Raw genomic sequence first — 15,506 nt, forward strand, 5'->3', positions numbered from 1 at the left:
TCCACCGGGTGTCGCACCATGTCCGTCCTCCTTTAGCAGGAGTGAGCATGATGCCAGAGCATACCACTATCTACAACTGTAGTATTAAGCTGCATCCTGCTGGCGGCCGTCAGCCTGGCGACGGACCCGCCGCCGGCTGAGAAGGTCGAAGAGTACACCTGGCGGCGCCGGTACTGGACGGAGGAGACGGAGGAGCTCAAGGGGAAGCCCTGGTACTACAACTACCGCTACCTCTCCCTCGCCTTGGCCGTGCTGACGGCGGGCATCGTAGCCTGGTGGTGGTAGGAAAGAGGGCGGCGCTCCCGGGATGGGGAGCGCCGCCTTAGAGCATTTATCCTGAAGTTACTGCGAGGAGTCCGTGCCGGGCTCCGGCGGCCTGATGGTGATCCCGGTCCCCTCCGGGGTCTCCACCCGGTCGAGGGTGCTGCCGTCCAGGGCCTGGCTCACGAGGCCCGAGATGTGGAGCAGCTCCTCGCCTTCGTGCTCCACGACCTGGTCGTCGCTCTGGGGTTCGCCGAAGACGATCCCGACCTCGTTCTCTTTCACCAGATCCAGGCGCAGGACCGCCCCTTCGGGGCGCTCGACGTTCTGGAAGAGCTCTTTCGCTTCTTCGGTTACCGTGATCACTGTGCCTCTCCTTTGCGCTGCGCGGATCTCGCAGCCGGAGCTTGCAGTAACGCTCCTTACCGTATCATCGCTGCGGATTCGTGCAAGGCTCCTACATGAAGATGTCCAGCGGCAGCAGGGCGCTCACGAGCAGGTTCGGCACGTCCACCGTCTGGCTGATGCGCAGATCCACGGCGACGCTGCAGATGGCGTACGCCTGCTGGCGGGTGTAGCCGCGGGTCTCAAGGTGCTCGATCATGTTCAGCAGGGCGTTCTTGGCGGCCACCGTGAGGTCCTCGCTCGCGTTGGTGCCGTCCCGGCGCACGCTGATACCGGTCGTGGCGTGGAAGCGGCGCGGCACGGCCATCTCCGGGTAGGTGAAGTAATCGTCGCGGTAGAACTGGAGGTCCCGGATGCCCTTCCGCTCGGCCTCTCCCTTGCGCAACCCGAAGCGCACGATGACCCGCGAGCGCATCTCGATCGCCGTGCCGCAGGCCTCGCAGTCGCCCTGGGCGTAGTGCACATCGCCGGTGGAGACCAGCGCGCCCTCGGTGTGGACCGGGATGAGCATCGTCGTGCCGGGGGAGAACTGCTTGATGTCTATGTTCCCGGCGTTCTCTCGCGGCGGTATGGTGCGCAGGGCCTCACCGGCCGTGGAATCCGAGGGTACGGCCCCGGTCGGGTCCGGCGGGAGGGCAAAGCCGCCGCTCTCCGCGAGCTCGGCCTCCCGCTCGGCGGCACGCCGCCGAAGCCCGGCGCTGGGAGCCACGCCGAAGGTCCCGGGGTGGGGATTGCAGCGGATGCGGATGCCCGGAAGGTCTTCGGATTCGGCGTACTCGTTGCCGTGCAGCTGCCAGTGGGCGATAAACGGGTCCGGAAACTCGTCGCGCAGGAAGCCGAAGCCCGGCACCTCCACCGTGTAGCCCCACTGCTCCCACGGGTCGGCCTCGATATCCACCAGCTCGACCTCCAGCAGGTCGCCCGGTTCTGCCCCCTTCACGTAGACCGGGCCGGTGAGGGGATGCACCACGCTCAGGTCGGCGTTCGCCACGTCCGCTGCCGTGGAGCCCGGGGTGAGCTGCCCGTCGAAGGCGTCCCGGGTCTCGTAGACGACGAGATCTCCGGGATCCGCTTCAAGCACGGGCTCGATGGCCTCGTGCCAGCGGTTGTGGCCGGTGTTCGGCTCCTCGGCGAGCGGCTTGTGCGGGTCTATGGCGATCACGTGCTCCTGCGGCATCTTCACTCTCCTCGCCCCGGGGTTGCTTACAGCACCCATTCTAACCGCCGGGTGCAGACCGGGGAAGCTCGCCGTTTCTCACCCCAGTCCCAGGCTCGTCTGCAGTCCCTCGATAATGAACTGCACGGCGAGCGCGGCCAGGATCACGCCCAGCACCCGCGAGAGGATATCCCCGCCGGTCTTGCCGAAGAGCCGGACGAGGCGCGCGGCGAGCAGGAGGCACGCGAGCGTAATCAGGAGCACCACCGCCACCACGAACAGCACCACGAGGACGTTCGGGAGGTAGAACCCGCCGCCGGAGAAGAGCAGCACGGCCGTGAGCGCGCCCGGGCCCGCGATGAGCGGTATGGCGAGCGGGAACACGGAGATGTCCTCCCTCTGGGAGGCTTCGGCCTGCTCGCGGGCGGTGGTCGAGCGGATGCCGGACTGCCGGGCGAAGACCATCTCCAGCGCGAGCAGGAAGAGCAGCGCGCCGCCCGCTATGCGGAAGGCGGGTATCCCGATGCCTAGAGCGCCCAGCAGCCCGCCGCCCGCGACCGTGAACCCGGCCAGGATCCCGGCCGAGATGCCCACGCCCTTGATCGCCATTCGGCGCCGGTACTCCTCGGTGGCGCCGCGGGTCAGAGCGGCGAAGATGAGCGCCAGTCCCACCGGGTCTACGACCACCAGCAGCGTCACGAACGAGTTGAAGACGAGCTCCGGCACAGACGGGGATGTTACACCAGGAGAGCGGTCTTCTCCCGCCTTTGCGCCGGACGGGGTGGTGTGCAAACCTTTTACTCTGAGGCGGGGCGGGTAATATGTATCTGTATCCCCGGAAAACGTGAGAAGAAGGGAGATCACAGGTGTCACAGGACAGGTTTCAGGATCGGGAGGGAGATGGCGTCTCGACGGCTAAAGACACCCTGACGGTCACGGACAACCGCACGGGCAAACAGTATGAAGTGGAGATCACGGACGGCACCGTGCGGGCGATGGACTTCCGCGAGATCAAGGTCGACGAAGATGACTTCGGGCTGATGACCTACGATCCGGGATTCCTGAACACCGCGAGCTGCAGGAGCTCTATCACCTACATAGACGGTGAGCGCGGCATCCTTGAGTACCGGGGCATCCCCATCGAACAGCTATGCGAGCACTCCACCTACCTTGAGGTCGCCTACCTGCTCATCTACGGCGAGCTTCCCACCCGAAAGCAGCTGGACGACTGGGTGTACGAGATCACGCACCACACCTACGTGCACGAGAACATCAAGGACTTCATGGACGGCTTCCGGCACGACGCGCACCCGATGGGGATGCTGCTGGCGAGCGTGGGCGCCCTCTCCACCTTCTATCCCGGCGCGAGCAACATCCGGGACGAGAACGAGCGGCATATGGCCGCCGTGCGTCTGATCGCCAAGATGCCCACCCTCGCCGCCTTCGCCTACCGGCATAGCCTGGGACTCCCGTACGTCTATCCGGACAACGAGCTCAGCTACACGGGCAACTTCCTCTCCATGCTCTTCAAGATGGCCGAGCCGAGGTACGAAGTGGACCCGCGGCTCGAACGGGCGCTGGATGTGCTCTTCATCCTGCATGCCGACCACGAGCAGAACTGCTCCACCAACGCCGTCCGGGGCGTGGGCTCCTCCCTGGTAGACCCCTACTCGGCCATAGCGGCGGGCATAGCCGGGCTCTACGGCCCGCTGCACGGCGGGGCGAACGTGCAGGTCCTGAAGATGCTGCGCCGTATAGGCAGCGTCGAGAACATCCCGGACTATCTGGAGAGCGTCAAGAACGGCGACGAGCGCCTGATGGGCTTCGGCCACCGCGTCTACAAGAACTACGACCCGCGGGCCAGGATCATCAAGTCCAACGTGGATGAGGTGCTGGAGGCCGTCGGCAAGACCTCGCCGCTGCTGGAGATCGCCACCGAGCTGGAGAAGCGCGCGCTGGACGACGAGTACTTCACCAGCCGCAAGCTCTACCCGAACGTGGACTTCTACTCGGGCCTGATCTACGAAGCCCTCGGCATCCCGACCGAGTCCTCCACCGTGGTCTTCGCCATCGCCCGTACCTCCGGCTGGATCGCAAACTGGCTGGAGATGCTAGAGGACCCCGAGCAACGCATAGCCCGGCCGCGCCAGATCTATACCGGACCCCGCAACCGCGACTACGTGTCGATCGATCAGAGGTAAGGCTACAGGCAGTGAGCCGGGATTCCAGAAGCCCCGCTGCGAGCGGGGCTTCTCCGTATCTATCTGTAATTACCTGACGCCTGTAGCCTGAAACCTGATGCCTCTAAGGGTCCGAGCAGTCGCGGCGGTAGCCGCAGTTGGGGCAGACGAGCTTGCAGTGCAGCCCGAACATCTCGGTCCCGCACACCTCGCAGATCTCGCCCGATGGCCGGAGGGCTTCCGGCTCCTGCTGCCTCTGGTCTTGCTCGCTCATGTGAGGGGATTATACCGGCCGGCTACTCCAGGTGGTGGTACTCCAGGCTGTGCTCCTCGGCGAGCGCGGCCTGAATCTCGGCCGGGATCTCGCCCACCGGCTCCGTCCGGAGCAGCATCTCGCCGTGGTTCCCCTTCTCGCAGATTATGTTCTTCTGCCAGCCGGCGCTCTCTTCCGGAGCGTCCTCGCGGAAGTGAGCCCCGCGGGACTCCCGGCGCGCGAGCGCGCTTCGCAGCACGGCCTCCGCGGCCACGAGCATGAAGCGCAGGTTGTTCGCGAGCTCGAAGCTCCGGCTGCCGGCGCCTTCCGCGGCGGCGCTTCCGGCCCGGCGCTCCAGGCCGGCGAGGCGATCCAGACCCGCGCGGATGCCTTCTCCGGTGCGCACGATCCCGGCGTGGTCCCACATGATGGACCGCAGTTCCTCGATGAGCTCCTGAGGGTCGTGTCCGCCGCCGGAGTCCGCCAGCGAGTCCAGCGCCTCCAGGTGGTCCTCAACGGCGCGGCGCGGCAGCGCGGGCCGGGGAGCGTCCCTCAGGTACTCTGCGAGATAGCGGCCCGTGAGCTCGCCGAAGACCACCGTCTCTGCGAGCGAGTTGCCGCCGAGCCGGTTGGCGCCATGCAACCCGGCGGTCGCCTCCCCGATGGCGAAGAGGCCCGGCAGCGTGGTGGCCCCAGTGCCGAAGTCCACCTCTACGCCGCCCATCGCGTAGTGAGCGGTGGGGGCGACCTCCATCGGCTCCCGGGTGATATCTACGCCTACCTTCTTGAACTGCCGGTACATCCTGGGCAGGCGCTCCCGGATGTACTCCGGGCTGCGGTGCGAGATGTCCAGCAGGACCGCCCCGTCCTCCGTGCCTCTTCCGGTCTGGATCTCGGCGTAGTTCGCCCGGGCGACCACGTCGCGGGCGTCCAGCTCCAGGTGCTCCGGCGAGTAGCGCTCCATGAAGCGCTCGCCCCGGGCGTTGAGGAGCCGGCCGCCCTCGCCGCGAACGGCCTCGGTCACCAGCTCGCCGCTCAGCTCCTCCGGCTTCACCATCCCGGTCGGGTGGAACTGTACGAACTCCATGTCCCGCAGCGCGGCTCCGGCCTCGTAGGCCAGCGCCACCGCGTCGCCCGTGTTCTCGTCCGGCCGGGAGGAGCTGCGGGCGTAGAGCGCCGTGAGGCCGCCGGCGGCCATGACTACCGCCGGTGCCCGGAACACCAGGTACCGGCCGCTCTCCATGTCGTAGCCGGCGGCCCCCACAGCCCGCTCCTGGTCCGTCAGGATCTTCGTTACGTACACGTTCTCCCGGTAGGGGACGCCGAGCTCCCGCGCCTTCGCGACGAGCGTGCTCAGGATCGCCTCCCCGGTCTCGTCCCCGGCGAAGCACGTCCTCCGGTAGGACTGCGCGCCGAAGTACCGCTGGTCCAGCTCGCCGTCCTCCGTGCGGGAGAAACCGCAGCCCCACCCGGCCAGCTCGCGGATGCGGTCCGGGGCGTTGCGCGCGAGCAGCTCCACCGCCCGCGGGTCGTTGACGAAGTGACCCTCCCGGATGGTGTCGGCGGCGTGGATCTCCCACCGATCCTCCGGGTCGCGGGTGCCTAAGGAAGCGTTGATCCCGCCCGCAGCCCAGATGGTGTGCGCGTCGCCGTGCCGGCGCTTGCCGAGCACCAGCGGCCGCACCCCGCTCTCCGCCAGCTCTATCGCCGCGCGGAGCCCGGCGGCTCCCGCCCCTATAATTAGTGCGTCTGTTGCGACTTCTTCGTAGCCAAACCCGTTGCGTTGCATCCTTGCATCACCTGCGCTTCTCTCGCTCTGCTCTTCGGGTGCGCTACCGGTAGGGTAGGTACGGGTTTGTTATACAAACCGGGGTGCGCGGCCGGGGTGATCTGGTTTACGCTCTGCCCCAGAGGCAGGGAACGCGCTCACAAATACCGGGGGCCGGGTATGGCTGCCGCAACCTCAGGCGCGCTTTTCTGCTACCGCTCCTCGATGGGGACGTACGGCACATCCCGCTCGCCGACGTACTCGGCCCGCGGCCGGATGAGGCGGTTGTCCGCCTGCTGCTCCAGCACGTGCGCCGTCCAGCCGGTCATGCGGCTCATGGCGAAGACGCAGGGGAAGAGGTCCACCGGGATGCCGAGCTCGTAGTAGAAGCTGGCGGAGTAGAAGTCCACGTTCGGGTAGAGCCCCTTCTCCTCCCGCATCACCTCCTCGACGATCTCGCTGATCTCGTACCACTTCGTGTTGCCGTGGCGCTCGCCCAGAGCGCGGGACATGTTCTTCAGCACCTTCGCTCGCGGGTCCATGACCTTGTACACCCGGTGGCCGAAGCCCATCACGCGCTCCTTGCGCTTCAGCAGGTCCCGGACATACTCCTCCGCCCGCCCGGGCTCCCCGATCTCCAGCAGCGTCTCCATCACCCGCTGGTTGGCCCCGCCGTGCAGCGGGCCGGAGAGCGCCCCGATGGCCCCGGTCGCCGCCGAGTACATATCCGCCCGGGTCGAGGTGATGACCCTGCTGGCGAACGCCGAGGCATTCAGCTCGTGGTCTATGTGCAGGATGAGAGCCACATCGAACTCGTGCGCCGACTCCTCCGTGGGCTCCTCGCCGGTCAGCATGTACAGGAAATTGGCCGCCAGCGGGAGATCCGGGCGCGGCTCAACGGGCTCCCGGCCCTCCCGCAGCCGCCGGATGTACGCTACCAGCGTGGGAGTCTGGGCGACGAGCCGGATCGCGCGCCGCACGTTCACCTCCCGCGAGTCGTCCCCGCCCTCGGGGTCGTAGATCCCCAGCGCAGAGACCGCAGTCCTGAGAACCTCCATCGGAGCGCCAGACTTCGGGAAGCTCCGCAGCATCCGCACCACCTCGTCCGGCGGCGTCCGGTTCTCGGCGAGCCGGCGGCTCAACGCATCCAGCTCCTCCCGGCCCGGCAGCCGGCCGTTCCACACGAGATAGGTAGTCTCCTCGAAGGTAGAGTTGTTGGCGAGGTCCACTATGTCCAGCCCCTGGTAGATGAGCTCGCCGCGCTCGCCGTCAACGTCGCTGATGGCCGTCCGGGCAGCTACTATTCCCTCAAGTCCGCCTCTGGTCTGGTTCGCCATTCGCAAACTCCTTGTTATCCGCTTAGCAGGCCCCGGAACTTCCCAAATCACAGTTTATACCATGAGTATATATGTGTCAAAAGCATATATAGATTGCCCGAGTTACCTGTTTCTGGGGTTCAGGAAGGCGTCGGCGATACGCGAGAAGTTGGCGGCGCCGAAGTTCTTGAGGTCGGTGTACCTGAGGGCGCGTCGGAGTTGGTTGATGGATTCGTTGAGGGTGTTGATAAGGAACTGGAGTTGGGCGATGCTCTGTTGCAGGCCGGAGATCTGGACCGGGAGTTCGGACGCCCGGCGGCCCAGTTCGTCTGCGTTCCGCTGGAGGGTCTGGGTGCGTCTGTGGAGCCGGTCGAGGTCTGGTGCGACGCTCTGCATCAGATCGCGGTAGGTGCGGCGCAGCCGGAGGCCGGCTCTGAGCGCGAGAAATCCGGTGTAGAGCGCTGCGAGCGCGCTGACGGCTATGAGGATGGCGTACATGGTACCCATGATTTTTTCACGGTAGCAGGTCTCCGGAGCCTTTACAAACTGGGAGCGTTTGTTAAAATCTGCTTCGGCGACGCGGGGTGGAGCAGTCTGGTAGCTCGTCGGGCTCATAACCCGAAGGTCGCAGGTTCAAATCCTGCCCCCGCTACTACCGGCTCCGGTCTCCCGGAGCCTTTTCTTTTCCCCCGCAGCGGTTTGTGCTTGTCGCAACGGAATCGCATGATATGCTCGGTTCATAGTTCGGACAGGCGGCATCCGTGAACGGCGCGTGCGATCACAACTATCCTGGCAGGCTCCTGATCGCGGACGACGGTATCCGCGCCCGCTGTACGAATTGCGGCACCATAGGTCCGGTTCGGCGCAGCGCCGAAGAGGCCCGGCGGGCGTTGCGGGACAGCGAGGGGGCGAACCGGTCTCCGCCGGCTTCTCCGTGCAACCACCGCGGGTTTTCGGTAGCTATAGAGCGCGTGGAAGGCGGACACCGGGCGCGCTGTCTGGGCTGCGGGGCCGTAGGCCCGGTGCGGGACCGGCCCGAAACCGCCTGGAACGCGCTGGTCTTCCGCCCGGGGCGCTACTAGGGCGGGTGCTATCTTGGGCGGCATGGTGCTTTTGCGGGTGAGCCTGGAGCGGGGAGGGTTCGGCGCTCTGCCGAACCTGATCATTATCGGAGCCATGAAGTGCGGGACCACGGCGCTGCACCGCTACCTGGGCCTGCACCCGGAGGTTGCCATGTCGGAGCCCAAGGAGCTCAACTTCTTCTGCGGCCCGGAGCGTCCGGGCGGGAAGTGGCTTGAGGGAAACTGGCACCGGGGGCTGGAGTGGTACGCTGCGCAGTTCCGGCCCGCGCCGGTGCGGGGTGAGGCGTCGCCGGGGTACACCTCGCCGTCTTTTCCGGAGGCTGCGGAGAGGATGGCGCGGGTCGTGCCGGAGGCGCGGCTCGTATATGCCGTGCGCGACCCCATCGAGCGCGCGGTCTCGCAGTATCTCCACCACCGCGTCGACGGCACGGAACGGCGGCCCGCAGAGGAAGCCCTGCCGGACCCGGAGAGCCAGTACCTCGACCGGAGCCGCTACTACGCGCGACTCGAACCTTACCTCGCCCGCTTTCCGCGCGAGCGGATCTTCATCTGCGCCCGGGAGGATCTCCTCACGAGGCGGCGGGAGACTCTGCGGGAGCTCTACCGCTTCGCGGGCGTGGACGATTCGTTCTGGACCCCCGAGCACGAGCGCCGCTGGAATGTTGCGCGCGGCTCGCCGGTGACCATCGGTGGCTCGTTGCTAAGACGCCTCGCCGCCGGACTCTCAGACGACGCCGACCGCTTCCGGGAGCTGGCCGGCAGGGAGTTTCCCGGCTGGCAGGTCTAGAGCGTGTCTGAGGGGAGCCTGCATCCGTGTTATCCCATGGTGAGAGGAAACCGTGACTGCGGGAGAGAGCACCATGGCCAGAGGCGGAGAGATAACCGACAGAGCCTGGCAACGGATCGAGCCGCTGTTGCCCGAATACGGCCGAAGCAGAAGATCGGGCACGCCCCCTCGCCCGGCGACATCGTGTTGTTCCGCACGGGCGCCGACGAGCACTGGGGTACGGAGAAGTTCTTCGAGCGCGGGTGCGGTCTGGGGAGGGAGGCGGTGCTCTGCTGGTGGAGAAGGGCGTGCGGCTAATAGGAACCGACGCCTGGAGCCTGGACAGGCCCTACCCTCTGATCGGCGCGGAGTGGAGAAAGAGACGCGATCCCTCGCTGCTGTGGCCGGCGCACTTTGCAGGCATAGAGCGCGAATATTGCCACATCGAGAAGATGGCCAACCTCGACAAGCTGCCCGAGGTAGGGGCCACGCGGGCGCACTCCACACGCGCATCAGTTATCTCTCCCGGCGGCCGGGGTAGATACAGAAAGAAGACCGCAAGAGAGGAGATGGTAGTGTTCCATCCCAACGCCGCCGAGGGCGTTCACCGGATCGAGGGCTCGTTCACTAATTGGTACCTCCTCGAGGAGGACGGCCGGCTCACCGTGGTCGACACCGGGGTGCCGACCTCCTGGTCGTCGCTGATCGAAGCTCTCGAGAACCTGGAGCGCACACTCTCGGATATCGAGGCCGTCGTGCTCACGCACGCCCACTTCGATCACCTCGGCTTCGCCGAGCGCGCCCGCGCGGAGCTCGGCGTGCCGGTCTGGGTGCACGAGAACGACGTACCGCTGACAAAGCAACCGCGCCAGTACGCTCACGAGCGGGCCCGCACCTACTACTTCGCCACCCAGCTGCGCGCGGCTCCGATGGTCGCCGCGTTTGTGCGCAACCGCGCGTGGTGGCCGAGGCCGATCAAGGAGGTCAGGCGCTATGGGGGTGGGAACCTGCCGGTGCCCGGCTCCCCGCGGGTCGTCTTTACGCCCGGGCACACCTTGGGCCACTGCTCGCTGTACCTGCCCGATCGGGACTGCCTCATCGCCGGGGACGCCATTGTGACCCTCGACCCCTACACCGCGAGGACCGGTCCGCGGATCGTCGCCCGGGCGGCGACGGCAGACAGCGAGCGGGCGCTGGCTTCGCTTGAGGCGCTCGCCGAGACCGGTGCAGGGACGGTGCTCGTGGGTCACGGCGAACCCTGGACCGCGGGCATCGAGCAGGCGGTAGAGGAGGCGCGCAGGGCGGGCGTTTCCTGACCGCCGCCTCTCCACAGGAAGCCTCGCTCAAGCGCGCTTCCCTGCGCCGCAGCGAATTCTTACGCGAGGAGGTCCTCAGTGCCGTCTGCCGGCTCAGTTACCGCAGCTTCTGCCGGAACTCCTGCTCGTACAGAGGGCGCGATCGTAGCCCACCTTGCCGGCGCTGTTCGTCATGAAGCCGGGCAGCGGATCGACGTAGACCACGTGCAGCTCCGAGCCGGTGCCGCCGGCCACTTCAGCCGCCATCCGGGGGAGGCGAGTCCGCGCGCACGACCGTCTCCCCGGATTGCGCGGCCGGGGCTTCTGCTGAATTCACTGCCCCTGGCGCCCTCGTTACCGAAGGTGTCAGCGGAGGGGATGGAACGGGGTGAGCTCGGCGGGGGCGCGGCCGGTCGCGACCGTCTCGGCGAGCAGCTCTCCGGTGAGCGGACCGAGGGCGATGCCCCACATGCCGTGTCCGCCCGCTACGAAGACGCGCGGGGAGGCCGTCGGGCCGATGAGGGGCAGCCCGTCGGCAGTGCAGGGCCGGGATCCCACCCACTCCTCGGTGCGCTCCTCAAGGGCGATGCCGCGCAAGAGCGGGCGGACGGCGGCGACGATCGCGGCGATGCGGCGCGGGTCGAGCGGTTCCTCCGGAGCCCGGAACTCCATCATACCTGCGATCCTCAGCCGGTCGCCGAGCGGCGTGCAGGCCACACGCTGGGCCGGGAAGTAGAGGGGCCCGGACGGCATGTGCTCGACCGGCACGCTGAAGCTGTAGCCGCGACCAGCCTGCACGACGGCGCGGACGCCGAAACGGCGGGCGAGCCAGTTCAACCACGCGCCGTTCGCCAGCACCACGGCGTCGAAGCCCAGCACCTCGCCGCTCGCCGCCTCCACGGCCACCCTCGCGCCCTCGTCGCGGACCTCGCGCACGCTTATCCCCTCGCGGAGGTCGCCCCCGCGGGTGCGGACGGCTCCGGCGAGCGCCCACAGGTACCGACCCGGGTTGATGAAGCGCTGGCCGTGGATCCGGACGGCGGCCCCGACTTTCTCGGAGAGCGCCGGTTCCAGCTCGCGAGCCTCGGCTCCGGTTAGCGCCTCGTACTCTACCCTCTGTCCCGCGGCCTCGACGTGGCGAAGCTCCTCTAGCAGAACCTTCTGATCCTCGGCGGAGACGTGGCAGGCCAGGAACGGCTCCGCCTCGCGCACCGGCTCGTCAACACCTCCGGCGGCGAGCGCGTCGAAGGCGCCGAGGGCTCGCCGGTTCACCGGCGCGTAGGCACTCATGGCCACCCGCCAGTTACGCTCGGTACAGTGGCGGGCGAACCCGAGGAGGAACCGCAAGAGCCGCGCGTCGGCGCGCGGGGGGATGTAGACGGGGGAGGCGGGGTTCAACGCCGCCCGGACGCCGTACCGGAGTACCGCAGGCTCGGGGAGCGGCGTGGTAAGGGCGGGGGAAATCCAGCCCGCGTTGCCCCACGACGATCCCGCAGCCACCCGCTCCCTCTCCAGAACCGTGACGCGCACCCCGCGCTCCTGCAAGAACCAGGCGGTGGCCAGACCGGGCATCCCGGCGCCCACGACCGCGACGTGCCCGGGCCGCGAAACAGGGGCCGCCATCAGAGCCCGCCTCCGAAACCCCGCACCGCCGTCCCTCCGATCCTTCCGCGCCGGCCCCGCGCTCCCGCCCTCCGACCGCGGGCTCGCGCCTCGGAAGCGAGCCCCGGGACACCGCTAAACAGAAAAGCCATCTAACCCTCTCTCCCCTTTCGACATTGGATAATCGTCCACACGCGTCTCTGCCAGCACGCCGCAGCTCCCGGAGGCTCTCCGGCAGTCCTGCCCTCTCGACGAACGCAGCCCTTGACACCGGCGGACTCGATAATAACATACATACAGTATGAATATCTATGAAGGAGTCTGCATGGCTGCAGGGTCGATCGAGGGACGCGATGGAGGCTTCGCGGGGCGTGACGAGGGCAAGGTTTCGGCGGGGCATCCGGTGCTGGTGCACCACGTGGTGGCCAGGCACGGCGACGAAGGGCTGGAGGTGCTACGCGTACCCATGGGGGCCAGGGGAGAGGCGCTACCCGTGTTCTCGGCCGGCTGGGCGGCCCGCGGGTACCTGTTTGCCGAGGCGCCGGGCGGGGGCTGGTATGCGAGGGCGTGTACTCCTGACGAGTTGATCTCCTTGCTCGCCGGGCCGGGAGCTGACGTCGGGTGGGTGGCGCTCGATCCCAGGCCCGGCCGCAGCGGGGTCGAGGCGCCGAACGTGATGCCGCGGGAGAACTTCGTGGACTACCTCCTCAGTTCGCGCGCCGTTGCTTTGCTCCGGCGCAGCGACTCCGGGATCATCGGGGCGACGCTGCGCGGAGATGATTCGACAGGTCGGCGGCGTCGTGCGAGCGGCGACGCCCAAAGGAGGTGACCGTGATGTGGAACAAGCTGTTCGGCAGTGGCGAGGAGTTGCCGCGCGCGAAGGTTGACGCCATCGTGCGGGTTATCGACCGCTACCTCTCGGAGGAGGCCGCGCAGCGCGGGCTCCAGAGCGAGAAGCAGACCATGCACCCCAGGGATCTGCCGCCCGACAAGCGCCGGGCCCTCATAGAGGAGGTCTTCGCCATCCTCGGGGAGACCGGAAAGAAGAAGTAGGCCCCGCGACGGTCGGTAGGCGCGGGCGTAGAGGCACTGCGGCGGTGCCACGGCCCGGGCCGTTCGGGGGAGCCACCCTTCGCGGCTATATGAACGGAGGTGTTAGCTACATGCACGACGGTAAGGCCGGGGGTCCCAAAGGCAGCGGCGAGCCGCGCAAGCCGGTGCGGGCGTTCGACACCATGGCCGCGCTCGACCGGCTCAAGAGCGAGAAGACCTACGAGGACCACGGTCGCAGCATCCTCATACTTGCCAACGAGCCCTCCCTGAAGCTGGCGCTCACCGCCATCGCCGCCGGCCGGCGCACGGGCGAAAGAAGAGTGGCCGGCGCCTCCACCGTCCAGGTGCTGGAGGGCGAGGTGCGGTTCAGGGTGGAAGAGGAGCGGCACGAGCTCTCCGCCGGGGGGACGCTCGTCCTGCGGGGCAACGTATCCTACGACGCGGAGGCCTTGAGCGACGCCGCCTTCCTGCACACCCTCGTGCAGCCGCTCGAGCAGGGACGAGGTTTCCCACAGCCGGTGCATCCGACCGAGCCGGCGGAGGGACGGGCGGACCTGGACCTGCCGGGGGCCGATCGTGCCTCGGAGCGATGAATCCCGCGCCGGTCTGCCGGAGACCGGTGGTTAGCAGGCGGCTAGAGGAAGGAGCACGATCAGTGGAGTCACGCGGAGGAGAGACGCGCGAACGGAGGGTGCCGGCCACCCTCGAAGGGGCCTACGAGCTGCGCGACGCGGCGAGGACGTCCGGGGAACGGGACTTCTACCAGGAGCACGTCTACCGCCTGAGGGCCAGGGAGTACCGTTCGCGAGGCATCAGGACCAGGAAGTCCGCGCTCAGGAGGGAGCGCAGCAGGGCCGAGGCCCTGCGGGCGGATGGCGCGGGCAGGCGCCGCTTCTGGTGGAGGCGCGCGCTCGGGGAGCGGAAATGAGAGACGGGGTTCCCGCGCATCGGATGCGCCGCGCGGGGGCGACACGGTGCCTTCTTGACGTTACGGCGGACACGGAGGTGAGTGGTGCCGGCCCCGGTGGGGCCGAGCGGCTGACGGTTCGGGGATCTGGAGAGGCGGCGCCCGCGGTCCGCGCGGGCACCTCTTCTGGCAGGCTGGAGCACGAGACCCCGGGACTGGTGGCCGGATACCTGGAGCGCATAGGCAGACGGGGGCTGCTGACGCGCGGCGGGGAAATCGCGCTCTCCCGGCGTCTCAGGCGGGGGGACAAGCGAGCCCGCAGGGAGCTTATCGAGAGGAACCTGAGGCTCGTGGTGAGCATCGCCAAGAGGTACCGGGGGATGGGCCTGCCGTTTGAGGATCTCATCCAGGAGGGCAACATCGGGCTCATGCGAGCTGCGGAGAAGTTCGACCCCGAGAAGGGCTACCGGTTCTCCACCTACGCCACCTGGTGGATCCGGCAGGCCGTGGGCAGGGCCTTGCACGATAAGGGCCGACAGATAAGGCTTCCGGTACACGCGGGGGAGAGGGTAAGGAAGGTCAGGCGCGCCGTAAGCGAGCTCTGGGTCGAGCTGGGGCGGGAGCCGACCGACGAGGAGGTCGCCGGGCGGCTGGGCTGGACCGCCGAGAAGGTGCGGGAGGCGAAGGGAATCCTCCCGGACGCCACGAGCCTGGACAGGCCGGCCTCGGACGAAGAGGAGGCCTCACGCCTCGGGGACTTCGTCGTCGACGAGACGGCTTCCGGCGTTCCGGATACCGTCATAAGCGAGATGGAGGAGGAGCGGCTAAAGGCGGCCGTAGAGCGCCTGCCGGAGAAGGCGCGTTACGTGCTGGTGAGGCGCTACGGCCTCGATCGCCGGGACCCGCCCACGCTGGCCGAGCTTGCGTCTGAGCTGGGCGTTTCGCGGGAGCGGGTAAGGCAGCTCCAGAACGAGGCGGAGCAACTCCTCAGATCCGGGTCCAAGCGGGTTCCGCGCCGCGCAGCGGAGCGGGACTCCCTCGACAATGAGGAGGGAGTTTCGGCGTGAACGAGGGCAGGAGAAAAAAGCGTGACGCTGCGCGTGAAGAGGGTGTACGAGGAGCCAGGGCCGGATGACGGGCAGCGCATCCTCGTGGATAGGATCTGGTCGCGGGGGCTCTCCAGGGAGGAGGCCCGGATCGAATCGTGGAGGAAGGACCTGGCCCCCAGCACCGAGCTCCGGAAGTGGTTCGGCCACGACCCCGAGCGCTGGGAGGGGTTCCTGAAGCGATACCGGACCGAACTCGAAGGGACGGGGAAGATGGAGGAGCTGCGCGAGCTCGGGGAGCGCGCCGCGGAGGAGAACGTCACCCTGCTCTTCGGCGCGAAAGACATCGAGCACAACAACGCCCGGGCGCTGGCGGCCTTCGTCCGAGAGCTCGTCGGAGAGGCTTGATGCGCCGG

General features: G+C 67.7%; 20 protein-coding genes and 1 tRNA gene. 12 read left to right on the forward strand and 9 right to left on the reverse strand.

Features of this window, described 5'->3' with window-relative positions; genetic code table 11:
* Positions 1-342: 342 nt before the first annotated feature.
* The 3 genes from E0L93_RS10245 to E0L93_RS10255 all read right to left on the reverse strand — a co-directional run bounded on the left by E0L93_RS10245 (position 343) and on the right by E0L93_RS10255 (position 2,548).
* Positions 343-627 (reverse strand): hypothetical protein, encoded by a 285-nt coding sequence (locus tag E0L93_RS10245; protein ID WP_132691590.1) that lies wholly within the window; start codon positions 625-627, stop codon positions 343-345.
* 91 nt (positions 628-718) lie between these two features.
* Positions 719-1,843, reverse strand: a complete 1,125-nt coding sequence (locus E0L93_RS10250; protein ID WP_132691592.1) for an acetamidase/formamidase family protein — start codon at positions 1,841-1,843, stop codon at positions 719-721.
* A 78-nt stretch (positions 1,844-1,921) separates the two neighbouring features.
* Positions 1,922-2,548 carry a MarC family protein gene (locus E0L93_RS10255; protein WP_132691594.1) on the reverse strand — a complete coding sequence of 209 codons (627 nt, stop codon included), beginning with the start codon at positions 2,546-2,548 and terminating at the stop codon, positions 1,922-1,924.
* Between the two features lie 140 nt (positions 2,549-2,688).
* Here E0L93_RS10255 and E0L93_RS10260 point away from each other — a divergent pair, with 140 nt between their 5' ends.
* A complete protein-coding gene (locus E0L93_RS10260) occupies positions 2,689-4,023 on the forward strand; it encodes a citrate synthase (protein WP_132691596.1) in 1,335 nt (444 codons plus the stop codon).
* Between the two features lie 103 nt (positions 4,024-4,126).
* Here E0L93_RS10260 and E0L93_RS15840 read toward each other — a convergent pair whose 3' ends face one another.
* The 4 genes from E0L93_RS15840 to E0L93_RS10275 all read right to left on the reverse strand — a co-directional run bounded on the left by E0L93_RS15840 (position 4,127) and on the right by E0L93_RS10275 (position 7,846).
* The gene (locus tag E0L93_RS15840; protein WP_165874291.1) at positions 4,127-4,276 is read right to left on the reverse strand and encodes a hypothetical protein; all 150 of its coding nucleotides are present in this window, start codon (positions 4,274-4,276) and stop codon (positions 4,127-4,129) included.
* A 22-nt stretch (positions 4,277-4,298) separates the two neighbouring features.
* Complete coding sequence (locus E0L93_RS10265) at positions 4,299-6,044, reverse strand: L-aspartate oxidase (protein ID WP_132691598.1); 1,746 nt, start codon at positions 6,042-6,044, stop codon at positions 4,299-4,301.
* 191 nt (positions 6,045-6,235) lie between these two features.
* A complete protein-coding gene (locus E0L93_RS10270) occupies positions 6,236-7,360 on the reverse strand; it encodes a citrate synthase (protein WP_132691600.1) in 1,125 nt (374 codons plus the stop codon).
* A gap of 102 nt (positions 7,361-7,462) precedes the next feature.
* Positions 7,463-7,846, reverse strand: a complete 384-nt coding sequence (locus tag E0L93_RS10275) for a hypothetical protein (RefSeq protein WP_132691602.1) — start codon at positions 7,844-7,846, stop codon at positions 7,463-7,465.
* A gap of 71 nt (positions 7,847-7,917) precedes the next feature.
* Between E0L93_RS10275 and E0L93_RS10280 the strand changes: the two genes are divergently transcribed.
* The 5 genes from E0L93_RS10280 (at position 7,918) to E0L93_RS10300 (ending at position 10,503) form a co-directional block, all read left to right on the forward strand.
* A tRNA-Met gene (locus tag E0L93_RS10280) sits at positions 7,918-7,991 on the forward strand.
* A 109-nt stretch (positions 7,992-8,100) separates the two neighbouring features.
* Positions 8,101-8,421 (forward strand): hypothetical protein, encoded by a 321-nt coding sequence (locus tag E0L93_RS10285; protein ID WP_132691604.1) that lies wholly within the window; start codon positions 8,101-8,103, stop codon positions 8,419-8,421.
* A gap of 22 nt (positions 8,422-8,443) precedes the next feature.
* Positions 8,444-9,208 carry a sulfotransferase family protein gene (locus tag E0L93_RS10290; RefSeq protein ID WP_243638197.1) on the forward strand — a complete coding sequence of 255 codons (765 nt, stop codon included), beginning with the start codon at positions 8,444-8,446 and terminating at the stop codon, positions 9,206-9,208.
* A gap of 36 nt (positions 9,209-9,244) precedes the next feature.
* The gene (locus E0L93_RS16630; protein ID WP_424511427.1) at positions 9,245-9,505 is read left to right on the forward strand and encodes a cyclase family protein; all 261 of its coding nucleotides are present in this window, start codon (positions 9,245-9,247) and stop codon (positions 9,503-9,505) included.
* A complete protein-coding gene (locus E0L93_RS10300) occupies positions 9,451-10,503 on the forward strand; it encodes an MBL fold metallo-hydrolase (protein WP_243638192.1) in 1,053 nt (350 codons plus the stop codon). The genes E0L93_RS16630 and E0L93_RS10300 overlap by 55 nt, the downstream gene beginning before the upstream one ends.
* Before the next feature lie 93 nt (positions 10,504-10,596).
* On the opposite strand, the gene E0L93_RS15845 is transcribed toward E0L93_RS10300, so the two are convergent.
* Positions 10,597-10,749 carry a hypothetical protein gene (locus tag E0L93_RS15845; RefSeq protein ID WP_165874292.1) on the reverse strand — a complete coding sequence of 51 codons (153 nt, stop codon included), beginning with the start codon at positions 10,747-10,749 and terminating at the stop codon, positions 10,597-10,599.
* A 99-nt stretch (positions 10,750-10,848) separates the two neighbouring features.
* The gene (locus E0L93_RS10305) at positions 10,849-12,105 is read right to left on the reverse strand and encodes an NAD(P)/FAD-dependent oxidoreductase (protein ID WP_132691608.1); all 1,257 of its coding nucleotides are present in this window, start codon (positions 12,103-12,105) and stop codon (positions 10,849-10,851) included.
* 304 nt (positions 12,106-12,409) lie between these two features.
* Between E0L93_RS10305 and E0L93_RS10310 the strand changes: the two genes are divergently transcribed.
* The 6 genes from E0L93_RS10310 to E0L93_RS10335 all read left to right on the forward strand — a co-directional run bounded on the left by E0L93_RS10310 (position 12,410) and on the right by E0L93_RS10335 (position 15,498).
* Positions 12,410-12,913: a hypothetical protein gene (locus tag E0L93_RS10310; protein WP_132691610.1), complete on the forward strand. Its 504-nt coding sequence runs from the start codon at positions 12,410-12,412 to the stop codon at positions 12,911-12,913.
* 5 nt (positions 12,914-12,918) lie between these two features.
* Positions 12,919-13,137 carry a hypothetical protein gene (locus E0L93_RS10315; protein WP_132691612.1) on the forward strand — a complete coding sequence of 73 codons (219 nt, stop codon included), beginning with the start codon at positions 12,919-12,921 and terminating at the stop codon, positions 13,135-13,137.
* Positions 13,138-13,247: 110 nt separating this feature from the next.
* A complete protein-coding gene (locus tag E0L93_RS10320) occupies positions 13,248-13,730 on the forward strand; it encodes a cupin domain-containing protein (protein ID WP_132691614.1) in 483 nt (160 codons plus the stop codon).
* Between the two features lie 62 nt (positions 13,731-13,792).
* The gene (locus E0L93_RS10325; protein ID WP_132691616.1) at positions 13,793-14,065 is read left to right on the forward strand and encodes a hypothetical protein; all 273 of its coding nucleotides are present in this window, start codon (positions 13,793-13,795) and stop codon (positions 14,063-14,065) included.
* A 77-nt stretch (positions 14,066-14,142) separates the two neighbouring features.
* Positions 14,143-15,111, forward strand: a complete 969-nt coding sequence (locus tag E0L93_RS10330; protein ID WP_243638193.1) for a sigma-70 family RNA polymerase sigma factor — start codon at positions 14,143-14,145, stop codon at positions 15,109-15,111.
* 21 nt (positions 15,112-15,132) lie between these two features.
* Entirely contained in the window at positions 15,133-15,498 is a 366-nt protein-coding gene (locus E0L93_RS10335) for a DUF488 domain-containing protein (RefSeq protein WP_132691618.1), read from the forward strand.
* Positions 15,499-15,506 lie beyond the last annotated feature (8 nt).

The organism is Rubrobacter taiwanensis (genome assembly GCF_004337705.1).
GTDB classification, from domain to species: Bacteria; Actinomycetota; Rubrobacteria; order Rubrobacterales; family Rubrobacteraceae; genus Rubrobacter_C; species Rubrobacter_C taiwanensis.

What these genes read in the sequence shown, in the direction of transcription:
- E0L93_RS10265 (WP_132691598.1), bottom strand. Translation starts at nt 6,044, where the DNA reads ATGCAACGCAACGGGTTTGGCTACGAAGAAGTCGCAACAGACGCACTA.
- E0L93_RS15845 (WP_165874292.1), bottom strand. Translation starts at nt 10,749, where the DNA reads ATGGCGGCTGAAGTGGCCGGCGGCACCGGCTCGGAGCTGCACGTGGTC.
- E0L93_RS10290 (WP_243638197.1), top strand. Translation starts at nt 8,444, where the DNA reads ATGGTGCTTTTGCGGGTGAGCCTGGAGCGGGGAGGGTTCGGCGCTCTG.
- E0L93_RS10250 (WP_132691592.1), bottom strand. Translation starts at nt 1,843, where the DNA reads ATGCCGCAGGAGCACGTGATCGCCATAGACCCGCACAAGCCGCTCGCC.
- E0L93_RS10270 (WP_132691600.1), bottom strand. Translation starts at nt 7,360, where the DNA reads ATGGCGAACCAGACCAGAGGCGGACTTGAGGGAATAGTAGCTGCCCGG.
- E0L93_RS10275 (WP_132691602.1), bottom strand. Translation starts at nt 7,846, where the DNA reads ATGGGTACCATGTACGCCATCCTCATAGCCGTCAGCGCGCTCGCAGCG.
- E0L93_RS10310 (WP_132691610.1), top strand. Translation starts at nt 12,410, where the DNA reads ATGGCTGCAGGGTCGATCGAGGGACGCGATGGAGGCTTCGCGGGGCGT.
- E0L93_RS15840 (WP_165874291.1), bottom strand. Translation starts at nt 4,276, where the DNA reads ATGAGCGAGCAAGACCAGAGGCAGCAGGAGCCGGAAGCCCTCCGGCCA.
- E0L93_RS10315 (WP_132691612.1), top strand. Translation starts at nt 12,919, where the DNA reads ATGTGGAACAAGCTGTTCGGCAGTGGCGAGGAGTTGCCGCGCGCGAAG.
- E0L93_RS10305 (WP_132691608.1), bottom strand. Translation starts at nt 12,105, where the DNA reads ATGGCGGCCCCTGTTTCGCGGCCCGGGCACGTCGCGGTCGTGGGCGCC.
- E0L93_RS16630 (WP_424511427.1), top strand. Translation starts at nt 9,245, where the DNA reads ATGGTGAGAGGAAACCGTGACTGCGGGAGAGAGCACCATGGCCAGAGG.
- E0L93_RS10320 (WP_132691614.1), top strand. Translation starts at nt 13,248, where the DNA reads ATGCACGACGGTAAGGCCGGGGGTCCCAAAGGCAGCGGCGAGCCGCGC.